Genomic DNA, 19,277 nt, shown 5'->3' on the forward strand with positions numbered 1-19,277 from the left:
AAAACCCCGCGAGCCCTGCTGCGATGCCCCATCCCACCCGCCGCGCGACCTTCGGCTTCGGCCTCGGAGCCGGGCTGACCGCTGCGCTCGCGCCCGGCGCGGCGCAGGCGCTCGGCCCCGACACGGATTTCACCCTGGTCCTCGTCAACGACATCTACCGGATGGGCGCGCTCGACGGCCGCGGCGGCTTCCCGAAGCTGGCCGCGATCGTGCGCAAGGAGCGGGCCCGCGGCGTCCCGGTCCTCGTCTGCCACGCGGGCGACACGCTCTCGCCCTCGCTGATGTCGGGCATCGACAAGGGCCGGCACATCGTCGAACTCACCAACATGATCCAGCCGGACGTCTTCGTGCCCGGCAACCACGAGTTCGATTTCGGCCAGGCGGTGTTCCGCGAGCGGATGGCCGAGGCGACCTTTCCGTGCTTCGCCGCGAATCTGCGGCAGGCGGACGGTTCGCCGATACCGGGGGTGAAGGATTCGACCCTGCTCGATCTCGGCCCGGTGAAGGTCGGCGTCGTCGGGATCGCGCTGCCCGAGACGCCGACGAAATCCCAATCCGGCGACTGGCGCTTCGGCCCGGCCCTCGACACCCTGCGCCGGGAGGCGGGGCGCTTGCGCGCGGCGGGCGCCGCCTTCGTCGTGGCGGTGACGCATACCGACCGGCCGACCGACGAGGCCCTGGTGGCGAGCCGCCTCGCCGATGTGGTGCTGTCCGGCCACGACCACGACCTCGCCCTGCGCTACGACGGCCGCACCGTCTTCGTCGAATCGAGCGAGGAGGCCTACTACGTCACGGCGATCGACATCCGGCTGGAGATGCTCGGCCAGGGCAAGGAGCGCCGGATCGTCTGGACGCCGCGCTTCCGGGTCCATGATTCGAGCGAGATCGAGCCCGATCCGGCGGTGCAGGCGGCGGTGGACCGTCTCGAAGCCGAGCTGTCGCGGGAACTCGACGTGCCCCTCGGCCGGACCGACACCGACCTCGATACCCGCATCAGCGCGGTGCGCGCCGCGGAGACGGCGTTCGGCGACCTCGTGGCGGATGCTTTGCGCGATGCCGCCGGCGCCGAGGTCGCGATCGCCAATGGCGGCGGGATCCGCGGCAACCGGCTCTATCCGGCCGGCAGCGTGCTCACCCGGCGCGACGTGCTGACCGAACTGCCCTTCGGCAACACCCTCGTCCTCGTCGAGATCACCGGGGCGCAGCTCCGCGCCGCCCTGGAGAACGGCTTCCTCGAAGTCGGGCGGACGGCGGGGCGCTTCCCGCAGGTCTCGGGCCTCAGCGTCGCCGTGACGGCGGCCGATCCGGCGGGTCGGCGGGTCGGCGAGGTCCGGGTCGGCGGCGAGCCTCTCGATCCGGAGCGCCGCTACCGGGTCGCCGCGAACAACTTCATGCTGGGTGGCGGCAACGGCTACGGGATGCTCGCCGAGGGCCGCACCCTGATCGGGGCGACGGACGGGACGCTCGTCGCGAACGCGGTGATGACCTACATCCGCAAGTCCGCGCCGCTCACCATCGAGACCGGCCGCATCCGGATCCGCTGACGCTTCGCCGCATGCCTCAGACCGACACCGTCGCGGGGGCGCTCTCCCGCTTCCAAGCCAGCGGATCGCCCTGGCTCGCCCTGCCCTTCTTCCGGGACGGCAGCGCCGAGCGGGTCGCCGCCGCGGTCGATGCCCGCCGGGAGACCGGGGCGACGGTGCTGCCGCCGCCCGAATCGATCTTCGCCGCCCTGACCCTGACGCCCCTCGATCGGGTGCGCGCGGTGATCCTCGGACAGGATCCCTATCCCACGCCCGGCGACGCGCACGGGCTCGCCTTCTCGTACCGGGGCGGGCGGCGGCTGCCGGCTTCGCTCAAGGTCATCCTCGCCGAGATGGCCGAGGAGACGGGAAGTCCCCTGCCGGCCTCCGGCGACCTTTCGGCCTGGGCGCGGCAGGGTGTGCTGCTCCTCAACGCCGCCCTCACGGTGGAGGCCGGCAAGGCCGGCGCGCATCTCAAGCTCGGCTGGTCGGCCCTCACCGATCAGGCGGTGGCGGCGGTCTCGGCGGAGCAGCCGGCCGTCGCCTTCCTGCTCTGGGGGGCGCCCGCCCGCCAGCGGGCGGCCCTGATCGACCGCACCAAGCACCTCGTGCTGGAGGCGGGCCATCCCTCGCCCCTCAACCGGCGGGCGGATTTCCGCGGCAGCCGGCCCTTCGGTCGAGCGAATGTCTGGCTGGCAGAGCGCGGCCTCCCGCCGATCGACTGGCGCCTCGCGTGAGGCTCAGGCCGCCGGGGCCTTCGCGGGTATCCCGGTGACCTGGGCGGCGGGCTCCTCGGAGAGCCAGCGGTAGAGGACGCCGCCGATCATGCCGCCGACGAGGGGCGCCAGCCAGAACAGCCAGAGCTGGGCGATGGCCCAGCCGCCGACGAACAGCGCCGGGCCGGTGCTGCGGGCGGGGTTGACCGAGAGGTTGGTGATCGGGATGCCCACGAGGTGGATCAGCGTGAGCCCGAGCCCGATGGCCAGCGGCGCGAAGCCCACCGGCGCCTTGCCGTGCGTCGCCCCCATGATGATGAACAGGAACATCATGGTCAGCACCCCCTCGGCCAGGAGGCAGGCGAGGAGGCCGTAGCGGCCGGGCGAGTGCTCGCCGTAGCCGTTGGCGGCGAAGCCCTTGGCGAGGTCGAAGCCCGGCGCGCCGCTGGCGATGGCGTAGAGCAGGGCCGCGGCGAGGACGGCGCCGATGAGCTGGGCGGCGACGTAGGGCCCGATGTCCCGGGTCGGGAAGCGCCCGCCTGCGGCGAGCCCGACCGTGACGGCGGGGTTGAGGTGGCAGCCGGAGATGTGGCCGATGGCATAGGCCATGGTGACGACGGTGAGCCCGAAGGCGAAGGCGACGCCGAGGAGCCCGATCCCGACTTCCGGGAAGCCGGCGGCGATCACCGCGCTGCCGCAGCCGCCGAAGGTGAGCCAGAACGTGCCGATCGCCTCAGCCGCGCATCTGCGCATGATCATGATGGCCTCCCCACTCGATCGCGGCGTGGGCAGCCGTCATCGGCATGGCGCGGCGGGTCAGCGGCGCCGCCGATGTGAGGGCCAGTTCAGCCGCTTGATCACGCCTGCCAGCATACGCGGGGGCGGTCGGTTGGCAAGTCGACGGACATGAATGTACTTGCCACGACCTGGGGCGATTGCGCGTCTCCGCGGTGTTTCTCAGTCGGGCTCGGTTTCTCCGGCGACGAAGCGCAGGGTGCGCAGGCGGGCCTCCTCATCGGTGAATTGCCGCGGCGGCGACTTCATGAACCAGCTCGACGGGCCGACGAGGGCGCCGCCGAGGCCGCGGTCGCGGGCGAGCCCCGCGCAGCGCACCGCGTCGATGACGACGCCGGCGGAATTCGGCGAGTCCCAGACCTCGAGCTTGAGTTCGAGGTTGAGCGGCACGCCCCCGAACGCCGTGCCTTCGAGGCGGATATGCGCCCATTTCCGGTCGGTCAGCCAGGGCACGTAGTCGCTCGGGCCGACATGGATGTCGCCGGGGGCGAGCGGCGCATCGAGCTGGCTCGTGACGGCCTGGGTCTTCGAGATCTTCTTCGATTCGAGGCGCTCGCGTTCGAGCATGTTGCGGAAATCGGAATTGCCGCCGAAGTTCAGCTGGTAGGTGCGGTCGAGCCGGACGCCGCGCTCGCGGAACAGGTTGGCGAGCGCCCGGTGGACGATGGTGGCGCCGACCTGGCTCTTGATGTCGTCGCCGATGAGCGGCAGGCCCCGCGCCGCGAACCGCTCCCGCCATTCCGGGTTGGAGGCGATGAAGACCGGGATGCAGTTCACGAAGGCGCAGCCCGCCTTCAGGGCGGCTTCCGCGTAATGCTCGGTGGCGGCCTGCGAGCCCACCGGCAGGTAGGAGACCAGCACCTCCGCTCCGGCCCGCTCCAGGGCCGCCGCCACGTCGACGGGGGGCTCGGGCGATTCCGGAACCACGTCCTGCAGGTAGCGGCCGAGGCCGTCCAGGGTCGGCCCGCGGGCGACCGTGACCCCGGTCGGCGCCAGCTCGGCGAAGCGCGTGGTGTTGTTGGGCGCGGCGCCGATCGCCTCGGCGAGGTCGCGCCCGACCTTCGAGGCGGCGACGTCGAAGGCCGCGACCACGCTGACATCGGCCACGTGGTAGCCGCCGAGCACCACGTTCATCAGGCCCGGCACCACCTCGCCGGGATCGGCGGATCGGTAGAAGCTCAGGCCCTGGACGAAGGACGAGGCACAATTCCCGACGCCCACGATGGCGACCCGCAGAGTCCTCTGTCCCAACGCACGTACTCCCCTGGCGAGCGGTCCGGCGGCTCGGTGCCGGCCCGCGACGAAGCCGCGGCCCCGGACGACGCGCCCAGGGCCCGAATGGAAAGTAGAACACTCTCTGGGAGTATCATCCCCCGCGCCGCACACATCGCCAGCGTGGCCGGAACCCCGTAGGCTCGGCGCGGGAGGACAGCATGCGGATATTCGACCGGCCCGAGGCCCTGATGGCGGCGCTCGGCGAGGAGATCGGCGTCGGCGAGTGGATCACCGTCGATCAGGCGATGATCGACCGCTTCGCGGAGGCGACGGGGGATCACCAGTGGATCCATGTCGACCCGGAGCGGGCGGCGCGCGAATCGCCCTACGGCACCACCGTGGCGCACGGCTACCTGACGCTGTCGCTGGTGCCGCGCTTCATCGCGGACGTGCGCCGGCTGGAGGGATTGCGGCTCAGCCTGAATTACGGGCTCGACCGGGTCCGCTTCCCGGCGCCCGTCCTGTCCGGCGCACGCCTGCGCGGGCGGGTGCGGCTCGCCGCGGCGAGCCCGGTGCCGCCGCGGGGCCTGCGCGTCACCTACGGGGTCAGCGTGGAGCTCGACGGGCAGGACAAGCCCGCCTGCCTCGCCGAGGCCGTGGTGCTGCACCATTGGTGAGCCCGGCCGCTCTCAGCAGACGCGCGTCGTCGTGCCACCGCTTCGTCCGCTCAGGTTCCCGATGTAGCGCGGGTTTCGTCGCAAAACCCGACCCTTGTTGCGCAACCTGCTGAGCGGCCGGGCCGCGGCAGCCTACTTCTTCGCGTCGTCCTTCTTCGGCTCCTCGGCCTTCGGAGCCGCGGCGGTCTTCTCGATCTTCGCCTGCTCGCGCAGCTTGGTGATGATGTCCTGCTGCGTCTTGCGGGTGAGATAGGTGTCGATCTGCTCCTTCATCTCGTCGAAGCCCGGCACCGGCTTGGTGCGCTTCTCCTCGACCTTGATGACGTGCCAGCCGAACTGGGTCTTCACCGGGTCCGAGACCTTGCCGGCATCGAGCTTGAAGGCCGCCTCGGCGAAGGCCGGGACCATGCGCTCCTTGGTGAACCAGCCGAGATCGCCGCCCTCGGCCTTCGAGCCGGGATCCTTCGAGGTCTCCGCGGCGATCTTCGCGAAATCCTCGCCGCCCTTGATGCGGCCGGCGATCTTCTTCGCCTCGGCCTCGCTCTCCACGAGGATGTGGCGCGCATGCACCTCCTCCTCGGGCTTCAGCGTCTTGACGGTCTCGTCGTAGAGGCTGCGGGCGGCCTCGGGCGTCACCGCCTTCTTGGCCTCGCGCTCCAGGTACTCGTCGAGGAGCAGCTTGTCGCGGAAATAGGCGAGCTTGCGGGTGAAGTCCGGGTTCTCGCCGATCTTGGCCTTCTCGGCCGCCTGGGCGCCGAGCTTGAGGTCCACCATGTAGTCGACGAGGAGGCCCTTCTTCTGCTCGTCGCTCACGCCGGGCAGGGAGAGGGCCGGATCGTCGGCCGCCACCGCGAGGTCGCCGGCCGTTACGGGGGCGCCGTTCACGCGGGCGACCACCGCGTCGGGAGCCTGCGCGGGGGCCGCGCCGGTCTGCGCCGCGGCCGGGAGGGCGAGGCCGAGCGCGAGGGCGGCCGTGCGCCAGAGGAGGGAAAAGGTCTGCATCGGACGATCCTTGCGCCTCGTGTCGTGTCCGTCTCGGACGGAGCGCGGCGGACAGGTGGCGCAGATCGCCCGGCAACACAAGAGAGTCGCGGGAGAGTCGCGGGGCCGCGGCGGAACGCCGGGCCGCGGAATCCCGTATGATCGGCGGGGTTGATGACGGACGGGCTTGAGGAGGAGCGGATGGGCGCGAGCGATCGCCCGGCAGGGGCATCCGGGGCCGGGCGGCTCCGGGCGGGCCGCCCCGGGGAGCAGTCCCGATGAGCACCTATCGCTTCGAGCGGATCCTCGCCCCGCGCTCGGTCGCGCTCGTCGGCGCGAGCCCGCGGCCGGGCTCCTTCGGCGCGGCGATCCTGCGCAACCTGCGCGAGGCGGGCTTCCCGGGGCCGATCTGGCCGGTGAACCCGCAGCATGCCGAGATCGACGGCCTGCCCTGCATTGCGACCGTGTCGGACCTGCCGGAGCCCGCCGACCTCGTGGTGATGGTCTCCCCCGCCGAGACGGTGCCGGAGGTGGTCGCGGCGGCGGGCGCGCGCGGATGCGGCGGCGGCGTCATCGTCTCGGCGCGCCTCGGTGCCGGCGAGGGATCCGCCGCCGAGGCCGCGCGGCGCTCGGCGCGGCAATACGGGCTGCGCCTGCTCGGGCCCGAATGCATGGGCCTCGCCATCCCGGGCGCGAAGCTCAATGCCAGCCTCCTCGCCCATCTGCCGCCCAAGGGCGATCTCGCGCTCATCGCCCAGTCGCGCACGGTCGCGGCGGGCATCGCCGAATGGGCGGGCGGACGCGGCTACGGCTTCTCGGCCGTCGTCTCCCTCGGGCTCGCCCTGGACGTCGACGTCGCGGATTGCCTCGACCATTTCGCCGCCGATCGCGGCACCCGGGCGATCCTGCTCCATCTGGAGACCCTGCACGACGCGCCGAAATTCATGTCGGCGGCGCGGGCCGCCGCGCGCGCCAAGCCCGTGGTGGTCCTGCGCTCGGGACGTTCCGAGACCTGGCCCGGGAACGGGCGGGCGGCCACCCACAGCGGCACCCTGGCCAAGCCCGATGCGGTCTACGACGCCGCCTTCCGGCGCGCCGGCCTGCTGCGGGTCAACGCCCTGCACGAGATGTTCTCGGCGGTCGAGACCCTCGGACGCCAGCGCCCCTTTCCCGGCAAGCGCCTCGCCATCGCGGCGAACGGCCGGGGCCTCGGGGCCCTCGCGGTGGACCGGCTGATGGATCTCGGCGGCACGCTCGCCGCGCTCTCCGCCGAGACGCGCGAGCGGCTGGACGCGACCCTGCCCGCCACCGGACTCGAACCCGGGACCTGGAACAACCCCCTCGATCTCGGCGCCGATGCGGGTGGCGCGCGTTACGCGGCCGCCCTCGATGCGCTCCTCGCCGACCGCGAGAACGACGCCGTGCTCGTCATCAACGTGCCGACCGCCCTCTCGACCGGTCAGGCGGTGGCCGGCGCGGTGGCGGAGGCGGTGCGCCGCGGGCGCAAGACGAGCTTCCGGGCGAAACCCGTCTTCGCGGTCTCGGTCGGGGATGGCGCCGCGGCCACGGTGGCGCTCGGCGAGGCCGGCATCCCCCGCTTCGCCACCGACGCGGAGGCCGTCGAAGGCTTCATGCACCTCGTGCGCTACCGCGAGGCGCAGGACGACCTGATGAAGACGCCCGATTCGCTGCCGCAGGACTTCTCCCCGGACGTGGCGGCGGCGCGGGCGATCGTCGGGGCGGCCGTCGCGGCGGGGCGCAGCTGGCTCGATCCCCGCGAGGTGGCCGGGCTGTTCGCCGCCTACGCGATCCCGACGCTGCCGGTGCATTTCGCGGAGGATGCCGACGCGGCCGCCGAGGCCGCTTGGCCGATCATCGCCGCGGGCGGGACGGTGGCGCTGAAGGTCGTCTCGCCCGCCATCGTGCACAAGTCGGATGTCGGCGGGGTGCATCTCGACCTCACGAGCGAGGCCGCCGTGCGCGAGGCCGCGGCCGAGATCCTGGCCCGCGCGGCCCGCGACCGTCCGGACGCGGCCCTCGCCGGCTTCGTGGTCCAGCCGATGCTGCGCCGCCGCAAGGCCCGCGAGCTGATCGCGGGGCTCACCGACGATCCGGTCTTCGGCCCCGTGGTGGTGTTCGGGCGCGGCGGCACCGCGGTCGAGGTGATCGACGACCGGGCGCTCGCCCTGCCGCCCCTCGACCTGCGGCTCGCCGCCGAGCTGATCGGCCGCACCCGCGTCTCGCGCCGGCTCAAGGCCTATCGCGACGTCGCGGCGGCGGACGAGCGGGCCATCGCCCTCGTCCTCGTGAAGATCGCCCAGCTCGCCGCCGACCTGCCGGAGGTGCGCGAACTCGACATCAACCCGCTGCTCGCCGACGAGACCGGCGTGATCGCGGTGGATGCCCGGGTGGCGGTGGCGCCGCCGCAGGCCGCCCCGCGCCGGGACGCGGGGCGCGGCCCGAGCCATGCCCGCTTCGCGGTGCGGCCCTACCCGACCGAGTGGGAACGCCGGATCGCCCTCGACACCATGCGCGTCTTCATCCGCCCGGTGCGGCCGGAGGACGAGAGCCTGTTCGAGGAGTTCTTCCGGCACGTGAGCGAGACGGACCTGCGCCTGCGCTTCTTCGCGCCGGTGCGCGACTTCAGCCACGCCTTCCTCGCCCGGCTCACCCAGCTCGATTACGCTCGCGCCATCGCCTTCGTGGCCATCGACGAGGAGACCGGTGCGATGCTGGGCGCGGTCCGTCTCCACGCGGATGCCAACCACGAGACCGGCGAATACGCGATCCTGATCCGCTCGGACCTCAAGGGCATCGGGCTCGGCTGGCTGCTGATGGGCCTGATGATCGACTGGGCGCGGACCGAAGGCATCCGCCACGTGGAGGGACAGGTGCTGCGCGAGAACAGCACGATGCTCGCCATGTGCCGCAAGCTCGGCTTCACGGTGCGCACCGACCCGTCCGATCCCGAGCTGATGCTGGTGCAGCTGGCCCTGGATTCGGCGCGGCCCGCCGGCGAAAGCTGAGATCAGGACGGCTCCGACCGCTTGCTCCGCGCCGAAAACCTGCTATAGGGCGCGCCTCGCGTTCGCTCCGGCCGGGGGCTGAACGGACGGTGCCGCTCGTCGGCATGGGGGGCCGCAACGCCCCGGCGTCCCGTGTCTCCGCCTTCGAACAACCGCTCGGGCCTTTGCAGGCTCGAAGGGCTTGGCGCCGTGCGACGCGACAGAGAACCGGCCCGACCGCCAGAGATTCCTCCGGCACGACGGCTCCACTCCGACGAAAGGCCCACCATGGCTCTCTACGAGCACGTGTTCCTGGCGCGCCAGGACGTGACCTCGCAGCAAGTCGAAACGATGATCGAGACCTACAAGGGCGTCATCGAGTCGAACGGCGGCAAGGTCGAGAAGACCGAGATGTGGGGCGTGAAGTCCCTCGCCTACCGCATCAAGAAGAACCGCAAGGCCCACTTCACCCTCCTCAACATCGACGCTCCCCCGGCGGCCCTGGCCGAGATGGAGCGGCAGATGCGGATCTCGGAGGACATCCTGCGCTTCATCACCATCCGGGTCGAGGCGCTGGAGACCGAGCCCTCCGCGATGATGCAGAAGCGTGACCGCGACGAGCGCAAGGACCGCGAGCGCGGCCGGCGCCGTGACGATGACGGCTTCAGCGGCGGCGGCGGTGCTGGCGGCGACCGGAACGAGGAGAACTGATCATGGCATTCGGTGCTGGTGGCGGTGGCCGCCGTCCGTTCTTCCGTCGGCGCAAGACCTGCCCGTTCTCGGGCCCGAACGCCCCGAAGATCGACTACAAGGACGTGAAGCTGCTCTCCCGCTACGTCTCGGAGCGCGGCAAGATCGTTCCCTCCCGCATCACGGCGGTGTCGGCCAAGAAGCAGCGCGAGCTCGCCCAGGCGATCAAGCGCGCCCGCTTCCTCGGCTTCCTCCCCTACGTGATCCGCTAACCTGGATCGCAACTCCTGAACCCGGCGGTCACGAGGCCGCCGGGGTCGTTGGGGCATCAGGCCCCTAACCCTGCCATCCTGGCAGCGGGACAGCGGATGGATCGATGGCTTCCTCTCTCGGCATCGGCGTGGTCGCCGGCCTCGCCTCGGCGCTCCTCATCGGAGTGATCGTCACGGCGACGCCGCTCGCGCTCCTCCTCTACCTGCTGGCGCCGGTCCCGATCGTCATCGTGGCGCTCGGCTGGAGCCATCGGACGGGCCTCGTCGCCGCCGCGACCGGCACGCTCGCCCTGATGCTCGCCGCCTCGCCCCTGCGCGGCCTCGCCTTCCTGGTCTCCACCGCCCTGCCCGCGTGGTGGCTCGCCTATCTCGCCCTGCTCGGCCGTCCGGCCGCGGGCGGCCAGCCGGGCGCCCTCGAATGGTATCCGCTGGGCCGGCTCCTCGCCTGGACCGCGGTGACGGCGGCGGTCGCCCTCATCCTCGTCGTGCTGCTCACCTCCGGCGATCACGCGGCCTACGAGGACCGCATCCGCCGCATCGCCCGCGCGGTGATGCAGATCGAGATGCAGAGCGTGCAGCCCGGCGGCGCCCTGCCGGAGGAGGACGTGGTGCGGGTCGCCGACCGCCTCGCGCGCCTTGCGCCGGCGGTGATGGGCGTGACCTTCACGCTGCTCCTCGTGTTCTATCTCTGGGCGGCCGCGCGCATCGTGCACCTCTCCGGCCGCCTGCCGCGGCCGTGGCCGGACCTCCCCGCCACGCAGATGCCGCGGCGGCTGCTGTGGGGGCTCGCGGGCGCCGTGGTGCTCGCTCTCGCGCCCGGCTTTCCCGGCACCTTCGGGGTCGGCCTCGTCGGGGCGCTCTGCGCGGCCTTCGCCCTCCAGGGCCTCGCCGCCATCCACGACCGCAGCCGCGGCCGCCCCGGCCGCACCCCGCTGCTGATCGGCCTCTACGTGCTGCTCCTGCTCACCCAGGGCATCGCGCTGACGGCCCTGACCTTGTTCGGGCTCGCCGACACGCTGCTCGGCCGGCGCCGCGCCCCGGCGGAGGCGCCGACCGCCTGACCTCACGGCGTGCCCTCATGGGCACGCTCCCCTGTCTCCCATCATCAACAAGGAGTGACGACGATGGAAGTGATCCTGCTCGAGCGCGTGGCCAAGCTCGGCCAGATGGGCGAGACCGTGAAGGTCCGCCCGGGCTTCGCCCGCAACTACCTGCTCGCCCGCGGCAAGGCCCTGCGCGCCACCGAGGCGAACAAGAAGCGCTTCGAGGACCAGCGCGCCCAGCTCGAGGCCCGCAACCTCGAGCGCCGCACCGAGGCGCAGGCCGTGGCCGACAAGCTCGGCGGCCAGAGCTTCGTGCTGATCCGGCAGTCGGGCGAGACCGGCGTGCTCTACGGCTCGGTCTCGACGCGCGACCTCGCCGAGGTGCTGACGCAGAACGGCTTCACCGTCTCGCGCGAGCAGTTCAGCCTCAACCAGCCGATCAAGACGCTCGGCCTCCACACCGTCCCGGTGGTGCTGCACCCCGAGGTCGAGGTGACGGTGACCGTCAACGTCGCCCGCAGCCCCGAGGAGGCCGAGCGCCAGGCCCGCGGCGAGTCGACCGTGGTCCGCGAGGAACTCGACCTGGAGGAGCTCGGCCTGGAGGTCGGCGCCGCCCTGGCCGAGGCCGGCCCCGAGGCCGACGACCGCTGAGAACCGTTGCCCCGGGGCCTCACCCCGGGGGACAACCCGGGAGATCGGGGACAAGCCGGCTTGCGGGCTTGACTTGTTCCGCTTTCGTTCCAGCATAGCGGGGTCCGGTGCGCGAGCGCCGGGCCCCGTTCGCGTTCGTCGGGGCGGGATGGCGGGGCGCTCCGAGGCGCCGCACGCCCGTCAAGCTTCGGTCAACCCTGCCGGTGCCATCGTCGCCGGATCTCTGAAGGACAGCGCGCCGATTCGCGGCGCCACACACGGAGTCCCGCCGGATGGCCATTCCCAGCACCCTGACGGCGAACCTGGAGACGGTGGCGCAGGAATACCGCGTCGCCCCCCACAACATCGACGCGGAGCAGGCCCTGCTCGGCGCGATCCTGGTCAACAACGACGCTTATTACCGGGTCTCGGACTTCCTGCTGGCCGAGCACTTCATGGAGGAGGTGCATCGGCGGATCTTCGAGGTGGCGGTCAGCCTGATCAAGGCCGGCAAGCTCGCGAGCCCGATCACCCTCAAGACCTATCTGGGCGACGCGGATCTCGGCGGGCTCACGGTGAGCCAGTACCTCGCGCGGCTCGCCGCCGAGGCCACCACGGTCATCAACGCCGAGCATTACGGGCGCACGATCTACGACCTCGCCCTGCGGCGGCGGCTGATCACCATCGGCGAGGATCTGGTCAACGCCGCCTACGAGGCGCCGGTCGAGACCTCGCCCCGCGACCAGATCGAATCGACCGAGCGGCGCCTCTACGAACTCGCCGAGACCGGCCGCTACGACAGCGGCTTCCAGAAATTCTCCGAGGCGCTCACGGCCGCCGTCGACATGGCGGCCAAGGCCTACCAGCGCGAGGGGCGGCTCTCGGGCATCGCCACCGGCCTCTCCGACCTCGACGGCAAGATGGGCGGTCTCCAGCCCTCGGACCTGATCATCCTCGCCGGCCGCCCCGGCATGGGCAAGACCTCGCTCGCCACCAACATCGCCTTCAACATCGCCAAGGCCTATGCGGGCGAGAAGCAGCCGGACGGCACGCTGAAGACCGTCAACGGCGGCATCGTCGGCTTCTTCTCCCTCGAAATGTCGGCCGAGCAGCTCGCCACCCGCATCATCGCCGAGCAATCGGGCGTGGCCTCCTACAAGATCCGCCGCGGCGACATCCGGCCGGAGGACTTCTACAAGATCACCGACGCCGCCCGGGACATGCAGACGATCCCGTTCTACATCGACCAGACCGGCGGCATCTCGATCGCGCAGCTCGCCGCCCGGGCCCGGCGCCTCAAGCGCCAGCGCGGCCTCGATCTCCTGGTGGTGGACTACCTGCAGCTCCTCTCGGGCGCCTCCAAGAAGGGCGACAACCGCGTGCAGGAGATGACCGAGATCACCACCGGCATGAAGGCGCTGGCCAAGGAGCTGGAGGTGCCGATCATCGCCCTCTCGCAGCTCTCCCGCCAGGTCGAGTCCCGCGACGACAAGCGTCCCCAGCTCTCGGACCTGCGCGAATCGGGCTCGATCGAGCAGGATGCCGACGTGGTGCTGTTCGTCTTCCGCGAGGAGTACTACGTCAAGAACAAGAAGCCGCGCGAGGGCACCGAGGAGTTCTTCAACTGGGAGGCCGAGATGAACCGGGTCTACGGCAAGGCCGAGGTCATCATCGGCAAGCAGCGTCACGGCCCCACCGGCACGGTCGAGCTGCAATTCGACGCCGAGATCACCCGCTTCTCGAACCTCGCGCACGGGGACCGGCTGCCGGACCAGCACTGAGCGGGCCGGCCTGTCCTGCGAGCAGGCCCGCATGCACCGGCCACGGGGGCGCGAGGTGGCCGAGTCAGGTATGACCTACGGGGAGCGGCGGCGATCTCGAGCCGTCGAGTCTCATGATCCGGATTGCGAGGCGATGACGGCCACCTTCTCCCACGGCGCCCGCCTGACGATCGATCTCGGTGCCCTCGCGGCGAACTGGCGCCGCCTCGCGGCGGAGGCGGCCGGGGCCGAATGCGCGGCGGTGATCAAGGCCGACGCCTATGGCTGCGGCATCGCGCGGGCCGCGCCGGCCCTGTGGCGGGCGGGCTGCCGCACCGTCTTCGTGGCGCATCTGCTGGAGGCCGAGCGCGCCCGCGCCGCCCTCCCCGAGGCAACGATCTACGTCCTCAACGGCTTCCCGCCGGGGAGCGCGCCGGCCTACCGGGCGCTCGGGCTGCGCCCCGTCCTCGGCTCGCGCGACGAGATCGCCGAATGGGCCGGGATGAGCCGGGCGGCCGGCGAGCGGCTGCCGGCGGCGCTCCACGTCGATACCGGCATGAACCGGCTCGGGCTCTCCCCCGCCGAGGCCCTCGACCTCGCCGGCGATCCGGTGCTCGGCGCCTTCGCGCCGACGCTGCTGATGAGCCATCTCGTGAGCGCCGAGGTGCCGGGCGATCCCGTCACCGCGCGGCAGGTCGCCGAGTTCGCCCGGGTGCGCGCCGCCTACCCGGCCCTGCCCGCCTCGCTCGCCAACTCGGCGGGGATCTTCCTCGGTCCGGACGCGCGGCACGAGATCGTGCGGCCGGGCTACGCCCTCTATGGCGGCAATCCGACGCCGGGCCGGCCGAACCCCATGCGCCCGGTGGTGCGCCTGGAGGCGGCCATCCTGCAGCTGCGCGACGTCGCGGCGGGCGAGACGGCCGGCTACAACGCGCGCTGGGCCGCCCCCGGTCCGCGGCGGCTCGCGACGCTCTCCCTCGGCTACGCGGACGGCTACCCGCGGTCGGGGACCGGCCGGGCCGAGGCGGTGGTGGGCGGGGTGCGTTGCCCCTTCGTCGGCACGGTCTCGATGGACCTCGTCATCCTCGACGTGACGCAGGCCCCCGCCGCGGCGCTGGCGCGCGGGGCGCCGGTCACGCTGATCGGCGACGGGCTCGATCTCGACGAGGTCGGCAAGCAGGCCGGCACGATCGGCTACGAGATCCTGACCAGCCTCGGATCCCGCTACGATCGTCACTATATCGAGGACGTCTCCCCCGCCGCGTAGGCCGCGGACTCCCCTCTCCCGCCCGGGATCGCGGTTTTCCGCGGGGCCTCCGCCACGAAGGACCTCATGGCCCGATCCCACCAGACCTTCGTCTGCCAATCCTGCGGTGCGGTCTACAACCGCTGGCGCGGGCGCTGCGAGGCCTGCAACGGCTGGAACTCGATCGTCGAGGAGACCGGGGCGGCGAGCCCGGCCGCCGGCCCCGTGGCGACGCGGCCGAGCCGGGCGAAGGGCCGGGTCTTCCCCCTGGAGGGGCTGTCCGGCGAGGTGAAGGACGCGCCGCGCACGCCCTCCGGCATCGCCGAGCTCGACCGCGTCACCGGTGGCGGCTTCGTGCGCGGCTCGGTCATCCTGCTCGGCGGCGATCCGGGAATCGGCAAGTCCACCCTGCTGATGCAGGCCTCCGCCGCCCTGGCCCTGCGCGGCGAGCGCGTCGCCTACATCTCGGGCGAGGAGGCGGTGGGCCAGGTGCGGTTGCGGGCCGAGCGGCTCGGCCTCGCCCGGGCGCCGGTCGAACTCGCGGCCGAGACCAATGTCGAGGACATCGTCGCGACCCTGACGCAGGGCCGCCCGCCCGCGCTCGCCATCATCGACTCGATCCAGACCATGTGGACCGAGACGGTGGATTCGGCGCCCGGCACGGTGACCCAGGTGCGCGGCTCCGCCCAGAGCCTGATCCGCTTCGCCAAGACCACCGGCACCGCCGTGATCCTGGTCGGCCACGTGACCAAGGACGGCCAGATCGCCGGACCGCGGGTGGTGGAGCACATGGTCGACGCCGTCGCCTCCTTCGAGGGCGATCAGGGCCACCACTTCCGCATCCTGCGCGCGGTCAAGAACCGCTTCGGCCCCACCGACGAGATCGGCGTCTTCGAGATGACCGATGGCGGCCTCGCCGAAGTGCCCAACCCCTCCGCGCTCTTCCTCGCGGGGCGCGACCTCGCCGCGCCCGGCACCGCGGTCTTCGCCGGCATGGAGGGCACGCGGCCGCTCCTCGTGGAGATCCAGGCCCTCGTCGCGCCCTCGGCGCTCGGCATGCCGCGGCGCGCGGTGGTGGGCTGGGACCCGAACCGGCTCTCGATGGTGCTCGCCGTGCTCGAAGCCCATGCGGGCATCCGGCTCGGCACCCACGACGTCTATCTCAACGTGGCCGGCGGCCTGCGCATCACCGAGCCCGCGGCCGATCTCGCGGTGGCCGCCGCCCTGGTCTCCTCCCTGTCGGGCACCGCCCTGCCCTCGGACGCGGTGTATTTCGGCGAGATCGGCCTCTCGGGGGCGATCCGGCCGGTCGCCCAGGCGCCGGCGCGCCTCAAGGAGGCGCTGAAGCTCGGCTTCACCCGTGCGCTCATGCCGCAAGGACGGGTCGAGGGCGGGGAACGGGGGATCCCGGCCGAATCCCTGCGCCACATCACCGATCTCGTCGCGGGCGTCGCGGCGGGCCGCATGGCCAAGCGCAACCAGAAGCGAGAGCGGCTGCCGGCCTACGACGAGGACGAGTAGGGTGGCGGGCGCACGGGAGCGCCCGGGTGACGGATCGGCTCCGGGCAGGTATAGGTCTGGAGCGGCGCGGGGCAGCCGCACCCCGAACCCAACGCCGTCCGCTCCCGGTGCGTTCCTGCGATGCCGTTTTCCGTTCTCGATCTGGTCGTCCTCGGCGTGGTGGTCATCTCGGCCCTGCTGGCCGCGGTGCGCGGCTTCACGCGCGAGGTCCTGGCGATCGTCGCCTGGGTCGCCGCCGCCGCCGTCGCCTGGAAACTCCACCCGCTGCTCCAGCCGGTGCTGGCGCAGCACGTCTCCAGCGAGACCGTCGCCCGGGTCGGGTCGATCGCGGCGATCTTCCTCGGCACGCTGCTCGTGGTCTCGATCATCACCGTGAAGATCTCGGACCTGATCCTCGATTCCCGCATCGGGGCGGTGGACCGCAGCCTCGGCCTCGCCTTCGGGGCCGCCCGCGGCTTCCTGATCTGCGTGATCGGCTGGGTCTTCCTCGCGTGGCTGGTCCAGGGCAAGGTGCCGGACTGGGCCCAGCAGGCGCGCTCGAAGGACATCCTCGACAATACGGGGCAGAAGCTGGTGGCGATGCTGCCGGGCAACCCGGACGAGCTGCTCAAGCAGTTCCGCAAGCCCAAGCCCGAGGGCGATCCGGGCACCGACGTGCCGGCCGAGGCGGACACCACTCCGCAGCGCCGGACGGATGCCACCCCTGCGCGCCGGTAGCCTCTCGGCGTCTTGGCTCCGCCCCACTCCTCGCTTACATGACAGTCGCGACACCGGACCAGTTCCAAACTGGCCCGGCCTATGCGTCGTGGACGAGTGTTTGATCGGCCTCGCGCCGGGGCGCAGGGTCGGATAGCCAGGGCCGTGGCAGGACCGGCCGCGAGGATCTTGACATCATGGCAGCACGAGCGGGTTCGGGCCGGTTGGCGTCCGCGGGCAGCGCAGACTATTCCGGTGATCTCGACCTCGATGGCGACACGCTCCGCGAGGAGTGCGGCGTCTTCGGAATCCACGGCCATCCCGACGCCGCCGCGATCGTGGCGCTCGGCCTGCATGCCCTGCAGCATCGCGGGCAGGAAGCGGCCGGCATCGTCTCCTTCGACGGGCGGGTGTTCCATTCCGAGCGCCGGCTCGGCCTCGTCGGCGATTCCTTCTCGGATCTCGCCACGATCGAGCGCCTGAAGGGCGACTCCGCCATCGGCCACGTCCGCTACTCGACGACCGGCGAGACCATCCTGCGCAACGTGCAGCCGCTCTTCGCCGAGCTGGAGACCGGCGGCCTCGCGGTGGCGCATAACGGCAACCTCACCAACGGCCTGCTGCTGCGCCGCCAGCTCGTGCGCGACGGCGCCATCTGCCAGTCGACCTCCGACACCGAGGCGATCCTCCACCTCGTCGCCCGCAGCCGCCACGTGCGCATCGTGGACCGGGTGATGGACGCCCTGCGCCAGATCGAGGGCGCCTACGCCCTCGTGATGATGACGAACAAGAAGCTGATCGGCGCCCGCGATCCGCTCGGCATCCGTCCCCTCGTCATCGGCGAGTTCGACGGCCGCTACATCCTCGCCTCCGAGACCTGTGCCCTCGACATCATCGGTGCGCGCTTCGTGCGCGACGTCGCGAACGGCGAGATGGTGGTGATCGACGAGGAGGGCCTGCGCTCGATCCGCTTCGCGCCCGAGGCGCCGATGCGGCCCTGCATCTTCGAGTACATCTACTTCGCCCGGCCGGATTCGGTCGTGAACGGCAAGAACGTCTACGCGGTGCGCAAGAGCATCGGCGTCGAACTTGCCAAGGAGGCCCCGGCCAAGGCCGACATCGTGGTGCCGGTGCCGGATTCCGGCGTGCCGGCGGCGCTCGGCTACGCGCAGGAGACCGGCCTGCCCTTCGAGATGGGGATCATCCGCAACCACTATGTCGGGCGCACCTTCATCCAGCCGACGCAGTCCGTGCGCGAACTCGGCGTGCGGATGAAGCACTCGGCGAACCGCGCCGCCATCGCGGGCAAGCGCATCGTGCTGGTGGACGACAGCCTCGTGCGCGGCACCACCTCGGTGAAGATCGTGCGGATGATGCGCGAGGCCGGCGCCACCGAAGTTCACTTCCGCATCGCCTCGCCGCCGATCACCCATCCCGACTTCTACGGCATCGACACGCCCGAGAAGGAGAAGCTCCTCGCCGCGACGCACGATCTCGAAGGCATGCGCCGCTACATCGGCGCGGATTCCCTCGCCTTCCTGTCGATCGGCGGCCTCTACCGGGCCATGGGCGAAGTGGAGCGGGATGCGGCCTGCCCGCAATACACCGACCATTGCTTCACGGGCGACTACCCGACCCCGCTGACCGACCTCGCCGTCGCCTCGCCTCGGCGCATGGCGATCCTCGCCGAAGCCGACTGAGCGCCGATGTCCGACACGCCAGACCTGCGGGGGGCCAAGCCCCTCGCCGACCGCATCGCCGTGGTGACGGGCGCCTCGCGCGGCATCGGCCGCGCGGCCGCCCTGGCGCTCGCCGAGGCGGGCGCCCACGTCATCGCGGTGGCGCGCACGCAGGGTGCCCTTGAGGAACTCGACGACGCCATCCGGCAATTCGGCGGCGCGGCGACCCTCGTGCCGCTCGACGTGACCGACTACGACGCCATCGACCGCCTCGGCGCGGCGATCCACGAACGCTGGGGCAAGCTCGACATTCTGGTCGGCAATGCGGGCGTGCTCGGACGGCTGATGCCGCTCGGCCACGTCGATCCCAAGCTGTGGGCGAGCGTCATGGACGTGAACCTCACGGCGAACTGGCGGCTGATCCGCTCCCTCGATCCGCTGCTGCAACGCTCGGATGCGGGCCGGGCGATCTTCGTGAGTTCGGGCGCCGCGTCGAGCTGCCGGGCTTATTGGGGTCCCTACGCGGTCTCGAAGGCGGCTCTGGAGGCGCTGGTGCGCACCTACGCGGCCGAGACCGCGACGACGCCGATCCGGGCGATGCTCGTCAATCCCGGCCCCTTGCGCACGGAGATGCGCCGGGCCGCGATGCCGGGTGAGGATCCGGAGACGCTGCGCACCCCCGAGGAACTCGCCCCCCACATCGTGCGGCTGGCAAGCCCCGCCTGGAACGGGAGCGGACTGATCTACGATTTCCCCACGGACCGCGTGCTGACGCCTCGGAAGCCCGTCTGACTTGCGCGCATGGCCCCGGCGATGGTCTCACCGGGG

17 protein-coding genes are annotated in these 19,277 nt (G+C 71.8%); 14 read left to right on the forward strand and 3 right to left on the reverse strand.

What is annotated here, in order from left to right; translation table 11 throughout:
* The first annotated feature begins 23 nt into the window (after positions 1-23).
* Both ACE101_RS07215 and ung read left to right on the forward strand, forming a co-directional pair.
* Positions 24-1,544, forward strand: coding sequence for a bifunctional metallophosphatase/5'-nucleotidase (locus ACE101_RS07215; RefSeq protein ID WP_379127281.1), 1,521 nt, complete (start codon positions 24-26; stop codon positions 1,542-1,544).
* Between the two features lie 11 nt (positions 1,545-1,555).
* Complete coding sequence (gene ung, locus ACE101_RS07220; RefSeq protein WP_379127283.1) at positions 1,556-2,260, forward strand: uracil-DNA glycosylase; 705 nt, start codon at positions 1,556-1,558, stop codon at positions 2,258-2,260.
* A gap of 3 nt (positions 2,261-2,263) precedes the next feature.
* Here the strand turns inward: ung and aqpZ are convergent, their stop codons facing one another.
* Together aqpZ and ACE101_RS07230 are read right to left on the reverse strand one after the other, a co-directional pair.
* On the reverse strand, positions 2,264-2,998 hold the full coding sequence (gene aqpZ, locus ACE101_RS07225) for an aquaporin Z (protein ID WP_379127286.1): 735 nt from the start codon (positions 2,996-2,998) through the stop codon (positions 2,264-2,266).
* A 198-nt stretch (positions 2,999-3,196) separates the two neighbouring features.
* Positions 3,197-4,285: an inositol-3-phosphate synthase gene (locus ACE101_RS07230; protein WP_379127289.1), complete on the reverse strand. Its 1,089-nt coding sequence runs from the start codon at positions 4,283-4,285 to the stop codon at positions 3,197-3,199.
* Positions 4,286-4,467: 182 nt separating this feature from the next.
* On the opposite strand from ACE101_RS07230, the gene ACE101_RS07235 reads away from it, so the two are divergent.
* Positions 4,468-4,926 (forward strand): MaoC family dehydratase, encoded by a 459-nt coding sequence (locus tag ACE101_RS07235; RefSeq protein ID WP_379127292.1) that lies wholly within the window; start codon positions 4,468-4,470, stop codon positions 4,924-4,926.
* Between the two features lie 132 nt (positions 4,927-5,058).
* Here the strand turns inward: ACE101_RS07235 and ACE101_RS07240 are convergent, their stop codons facing one another.
* Positions 5,059-5,928, reverse strand: a complete 870-nt coding sequence (locus tag ACE101_RS07240; RefSeq protein ID WP_379127295.1) for a peptidylprolyl isomerase — start codon at positions 5,926-5,928, stop codon at positions 5,059-5,061.
* A gap of 257 nt (positions 5,929-6,185) precedes the next feature.
* Between ACE101_RS07240 and ACE101_RS07245 the strand changes: the two genes are divergently transcribed.
* The 11 genes from ACE101_RS07245 (at position 6,186) to ACE101_RS07295 (ending at position 19,241) form a co-directional block, all read left to right on the forward strand.
* Positions 6,186-8,933 carry a bifunctional acetate--CoA ligase family protein/GNAT family N-acetyltransferase gene (locus ACE101_RS07245; protein WP_379127297.1) on the forward strand — a complete coding sequence of 916 codons (2,748 nt, stop codon included), beginning with the start codon at positions 6,186-6,188 and terminating at the stop codon, positions 8,931-8,933.
* Between the two features lie 267 nt (positions 8,934-9,200).
* Positions 9,201-9,623: a 30S ribosomal protein S6 gene (gene rpsF, locus ACE101_RS07250; RefSeq protein ID WP_379127300.1), complete on the forward strand. Its 423-nt coding sequence runs from the start codon at positions 9,201-9,203 to the stop codon at positions 9,621-9,623.
* Between the two features lie 2 nt (positions 9,624-9,625).
* Entirely contained in the window at positions 9,626-9,874 is a 249-nt protein-coding gene (gene rpsR / locus ACE101_RS07255; RefSeq protein ID WP_015931139.1) for a 30S ribosomal protein S18, read from the forward strand.
* Positions 9,875-9,978: 104 nt separating this feature from the next.
* On the forward strand, positions 9,979-10,935 hold the full coding sequence (locus ACE101_RS07260; RefSeq protein WP_379127303.1) for a DUF2232 domain-containing protein: 957 nt from the start codon (positions 9,979-9,981) through the stop codon (positions 10,933-10,935).
* 63 nt (positions 10,936-10,998) lie between these two features.
* Positions 10,999-11,568, forward strand: coding sequence for a 50S ribosomal protein L9 (gene rplI / locus ACE101_RS07265; protein WP_379127306.1), 570 nt, complete (start codon positions 10,999-11,001; stop codon positions 11,566-11,568).
* 272 nt (positions 11,569-11,840) lie between these two features.
* A complete protein-coding gene (locus ACE101_RS07270) occupies positions 11,841-13,328 on the forward strand; it encodes a replicative DNA helicase (protein ID WP_379127309.1) in 1,488 nt (495 codons plus the stop codon).
* Between the two features lie 133 nt (positions 13,329-13,461).
* On the forward strand, positions 13,462-14,574 hold the full coding sequence (gene alr / locus ACE101_RS07275) for an alanine racemase (RefSeq protein WP_379127312.1): 1,113 nt from the start codon (positions 13,462-13,464) through the stop codon (positions 14,572-14,574).
* A gap of 66 nt (positions 14,575-14,640) precedes the next feature.
* On the forward strand, positions 14,641-16,074 hold the full coding sequence (radA, locus tag ACE101_RS07280) for a DNA repair protein RadA (protein ID WP_379127314.1): 1,434 nt from the start codon (positions 14,641-14,643) through the stop codon (positions 16,072-16,074).
* 120 nt (positions 16,075-16,194) lie between these two features.
* Positions 16,195-16,791, forward strand: coding sequence for a CvpA family protein (locus ACE101_RS07285; RefSeq protein ID WP_379127316.1), 597 nt, complete (start codon positions 16,195-16,197; stop codon positions 16,789-16,791).
* A 176-nt stretch (positions 16,792-16,967) separates the two neighbouring features.
* Entirely contained in the window at positions 16,968-18,470 is a 1,503-nt protein-coding gene (gene purF / locus ACE101_RS07290) for an amidophosphoribosyltransferase (RefSeq protein ID WP_379127317.1), read from the forward strand.
* Between the two features lie 6 nt (positions 18,471-18,476).
* A complete protein-coding gene (locus ACE101_RS07295) occupies positions 18,477-19,241 on the forward strand; it encodes an SDR family NAD(P)-dependent oxidoreductase (RefSeq protein WP_379127320.1) in 765 nt (254 codons plus the stop codon).
* Positions 19,242-19,277: the final 36 nt, after the last annotated feature.

Source organism: Methylobacterium carpenticola, assembly GCF_042748905.1.
GTDB classification, from domain to species: Bacteria; Pseudomonadota; Alphaproteobacteria; order Rhizobiales; family Beijerinckiaceae; genus Methylobacterium; species Methylobacterium carpenticola.

Excerpts from the sequence above, each read along its gene's own strand:
- ACE101_RS07285 (WP_379127316.1), top strand. The coding sequence starts at position 16,195 with ATGCCGTTTTCCGTTCTCGATCTGGTCGTCCTCGGCGTGGTGGTCATC.
- ACE101_RS07240 (WP_379127295.1), bottom strand. The coding sequence starts at position 5,928 with ATGCAGACCTTTTCCCTCCTCTGGCGCACGGCCGCCCTCGCGCTCGGC.
- ACE101_RS07235 (WP_379127292.1), top strand. The coding sequence starts at position 4,468 with ATGCGGATATTCGACCGGCCCGAGGCCCTGATGGCGGCGCTCGGCGAG.
- radA (WP_379127314.1), top strand. The coding sequence starts at position 14,641 with ATGGCCCGATCCCACCAGACCTTCGTCTGCCAATCCTGCGGTGCGGTC.
- rplI (WP_379127306.1), top strand. The coding sequence starts at position 10,999 with ATGGAAGTGATCCTGCTCGAGCGCGTGGCCAAGCTCGGCCAGATGGGC.
- rpsF (WP_379127300.1), top strand. The coding sequence starts at position 9,201 with ATGGCTCTCTACGAGCACGTGTTCCTGGCGCGCCAGGACGTGACCTCG.
- ACE101_RS07270 (WP_379127309.1), top strand. The coding sequence starts at position 11,841 with ATGGCCATTCCCAGCACCCTGACGGCGAACCTGGAGACGGTGGCGCAG.
- alr (WP_379127312.1), top strand. The coding sequence starts at position 13,462 with ATGACGGCCACCTTCTCCCACGGCGCCCGCCTGACGATCGATCTCGGT.
- ung (WP_379127283.1), top strand. The coding sequence starts at position 1,556 with ATGCCTCAGACCGACACCGTCGCGGGGGCGCTCTCCCGCTTCCAAGCC.
- ACE101_RS07295 (WP_379127320.1), top strand. The coding sequence starts at position 18,477 with ATGTCCGACACGCCAGACCTGCGGGGGGCCAAGCCCCTCGCCGACCGC.
- aqpZ (WP_379127286.1), bottom strand. The coding sequence starts at position 2,998 with ATGATCATGCGCAGATGCGCGGCTGAGGCGATCGGCACGTTCTGGCTC.
- rpsR (WP_015931139.1), top strand. The coding sequence starts at position 9,626 with ATGGCATTCGGTGCTGGTGGCGGTGGCCGCCGTCCGTTCTTCCGTCGG.
- ACE101_RS07245 (WP_379127297.1), top strand. The coding sequence starts at position 6,186 with ATGAGCACCTATCGCTTCGAGCGGATCCTCGCCCCGCGCTCGGTCGCG.
- purF (WP_379127317.1), top strand. The coding sequence starts at position 16,968 with ATGGCAGCACGAGCGGGTTCGGGCCGGTTGGCGTCCGCGGGCAGCGCA.
- ACE101_RS07215 (WP_379127281.1), top strand. The coding sequence starts at position 24 with ATGCCCCATCCCACCCGCCGCGCGACCTTCGGCTTCGGCCTCGGAGCC.
- ACE101_RS07260 (WP_379127303.1), top strand. The coding sequence starts at position 9,979 with ATGGCTTCCTCTCTCGGCATCGGCGTGGTCGCCGGCCTCGCCTCGGCG.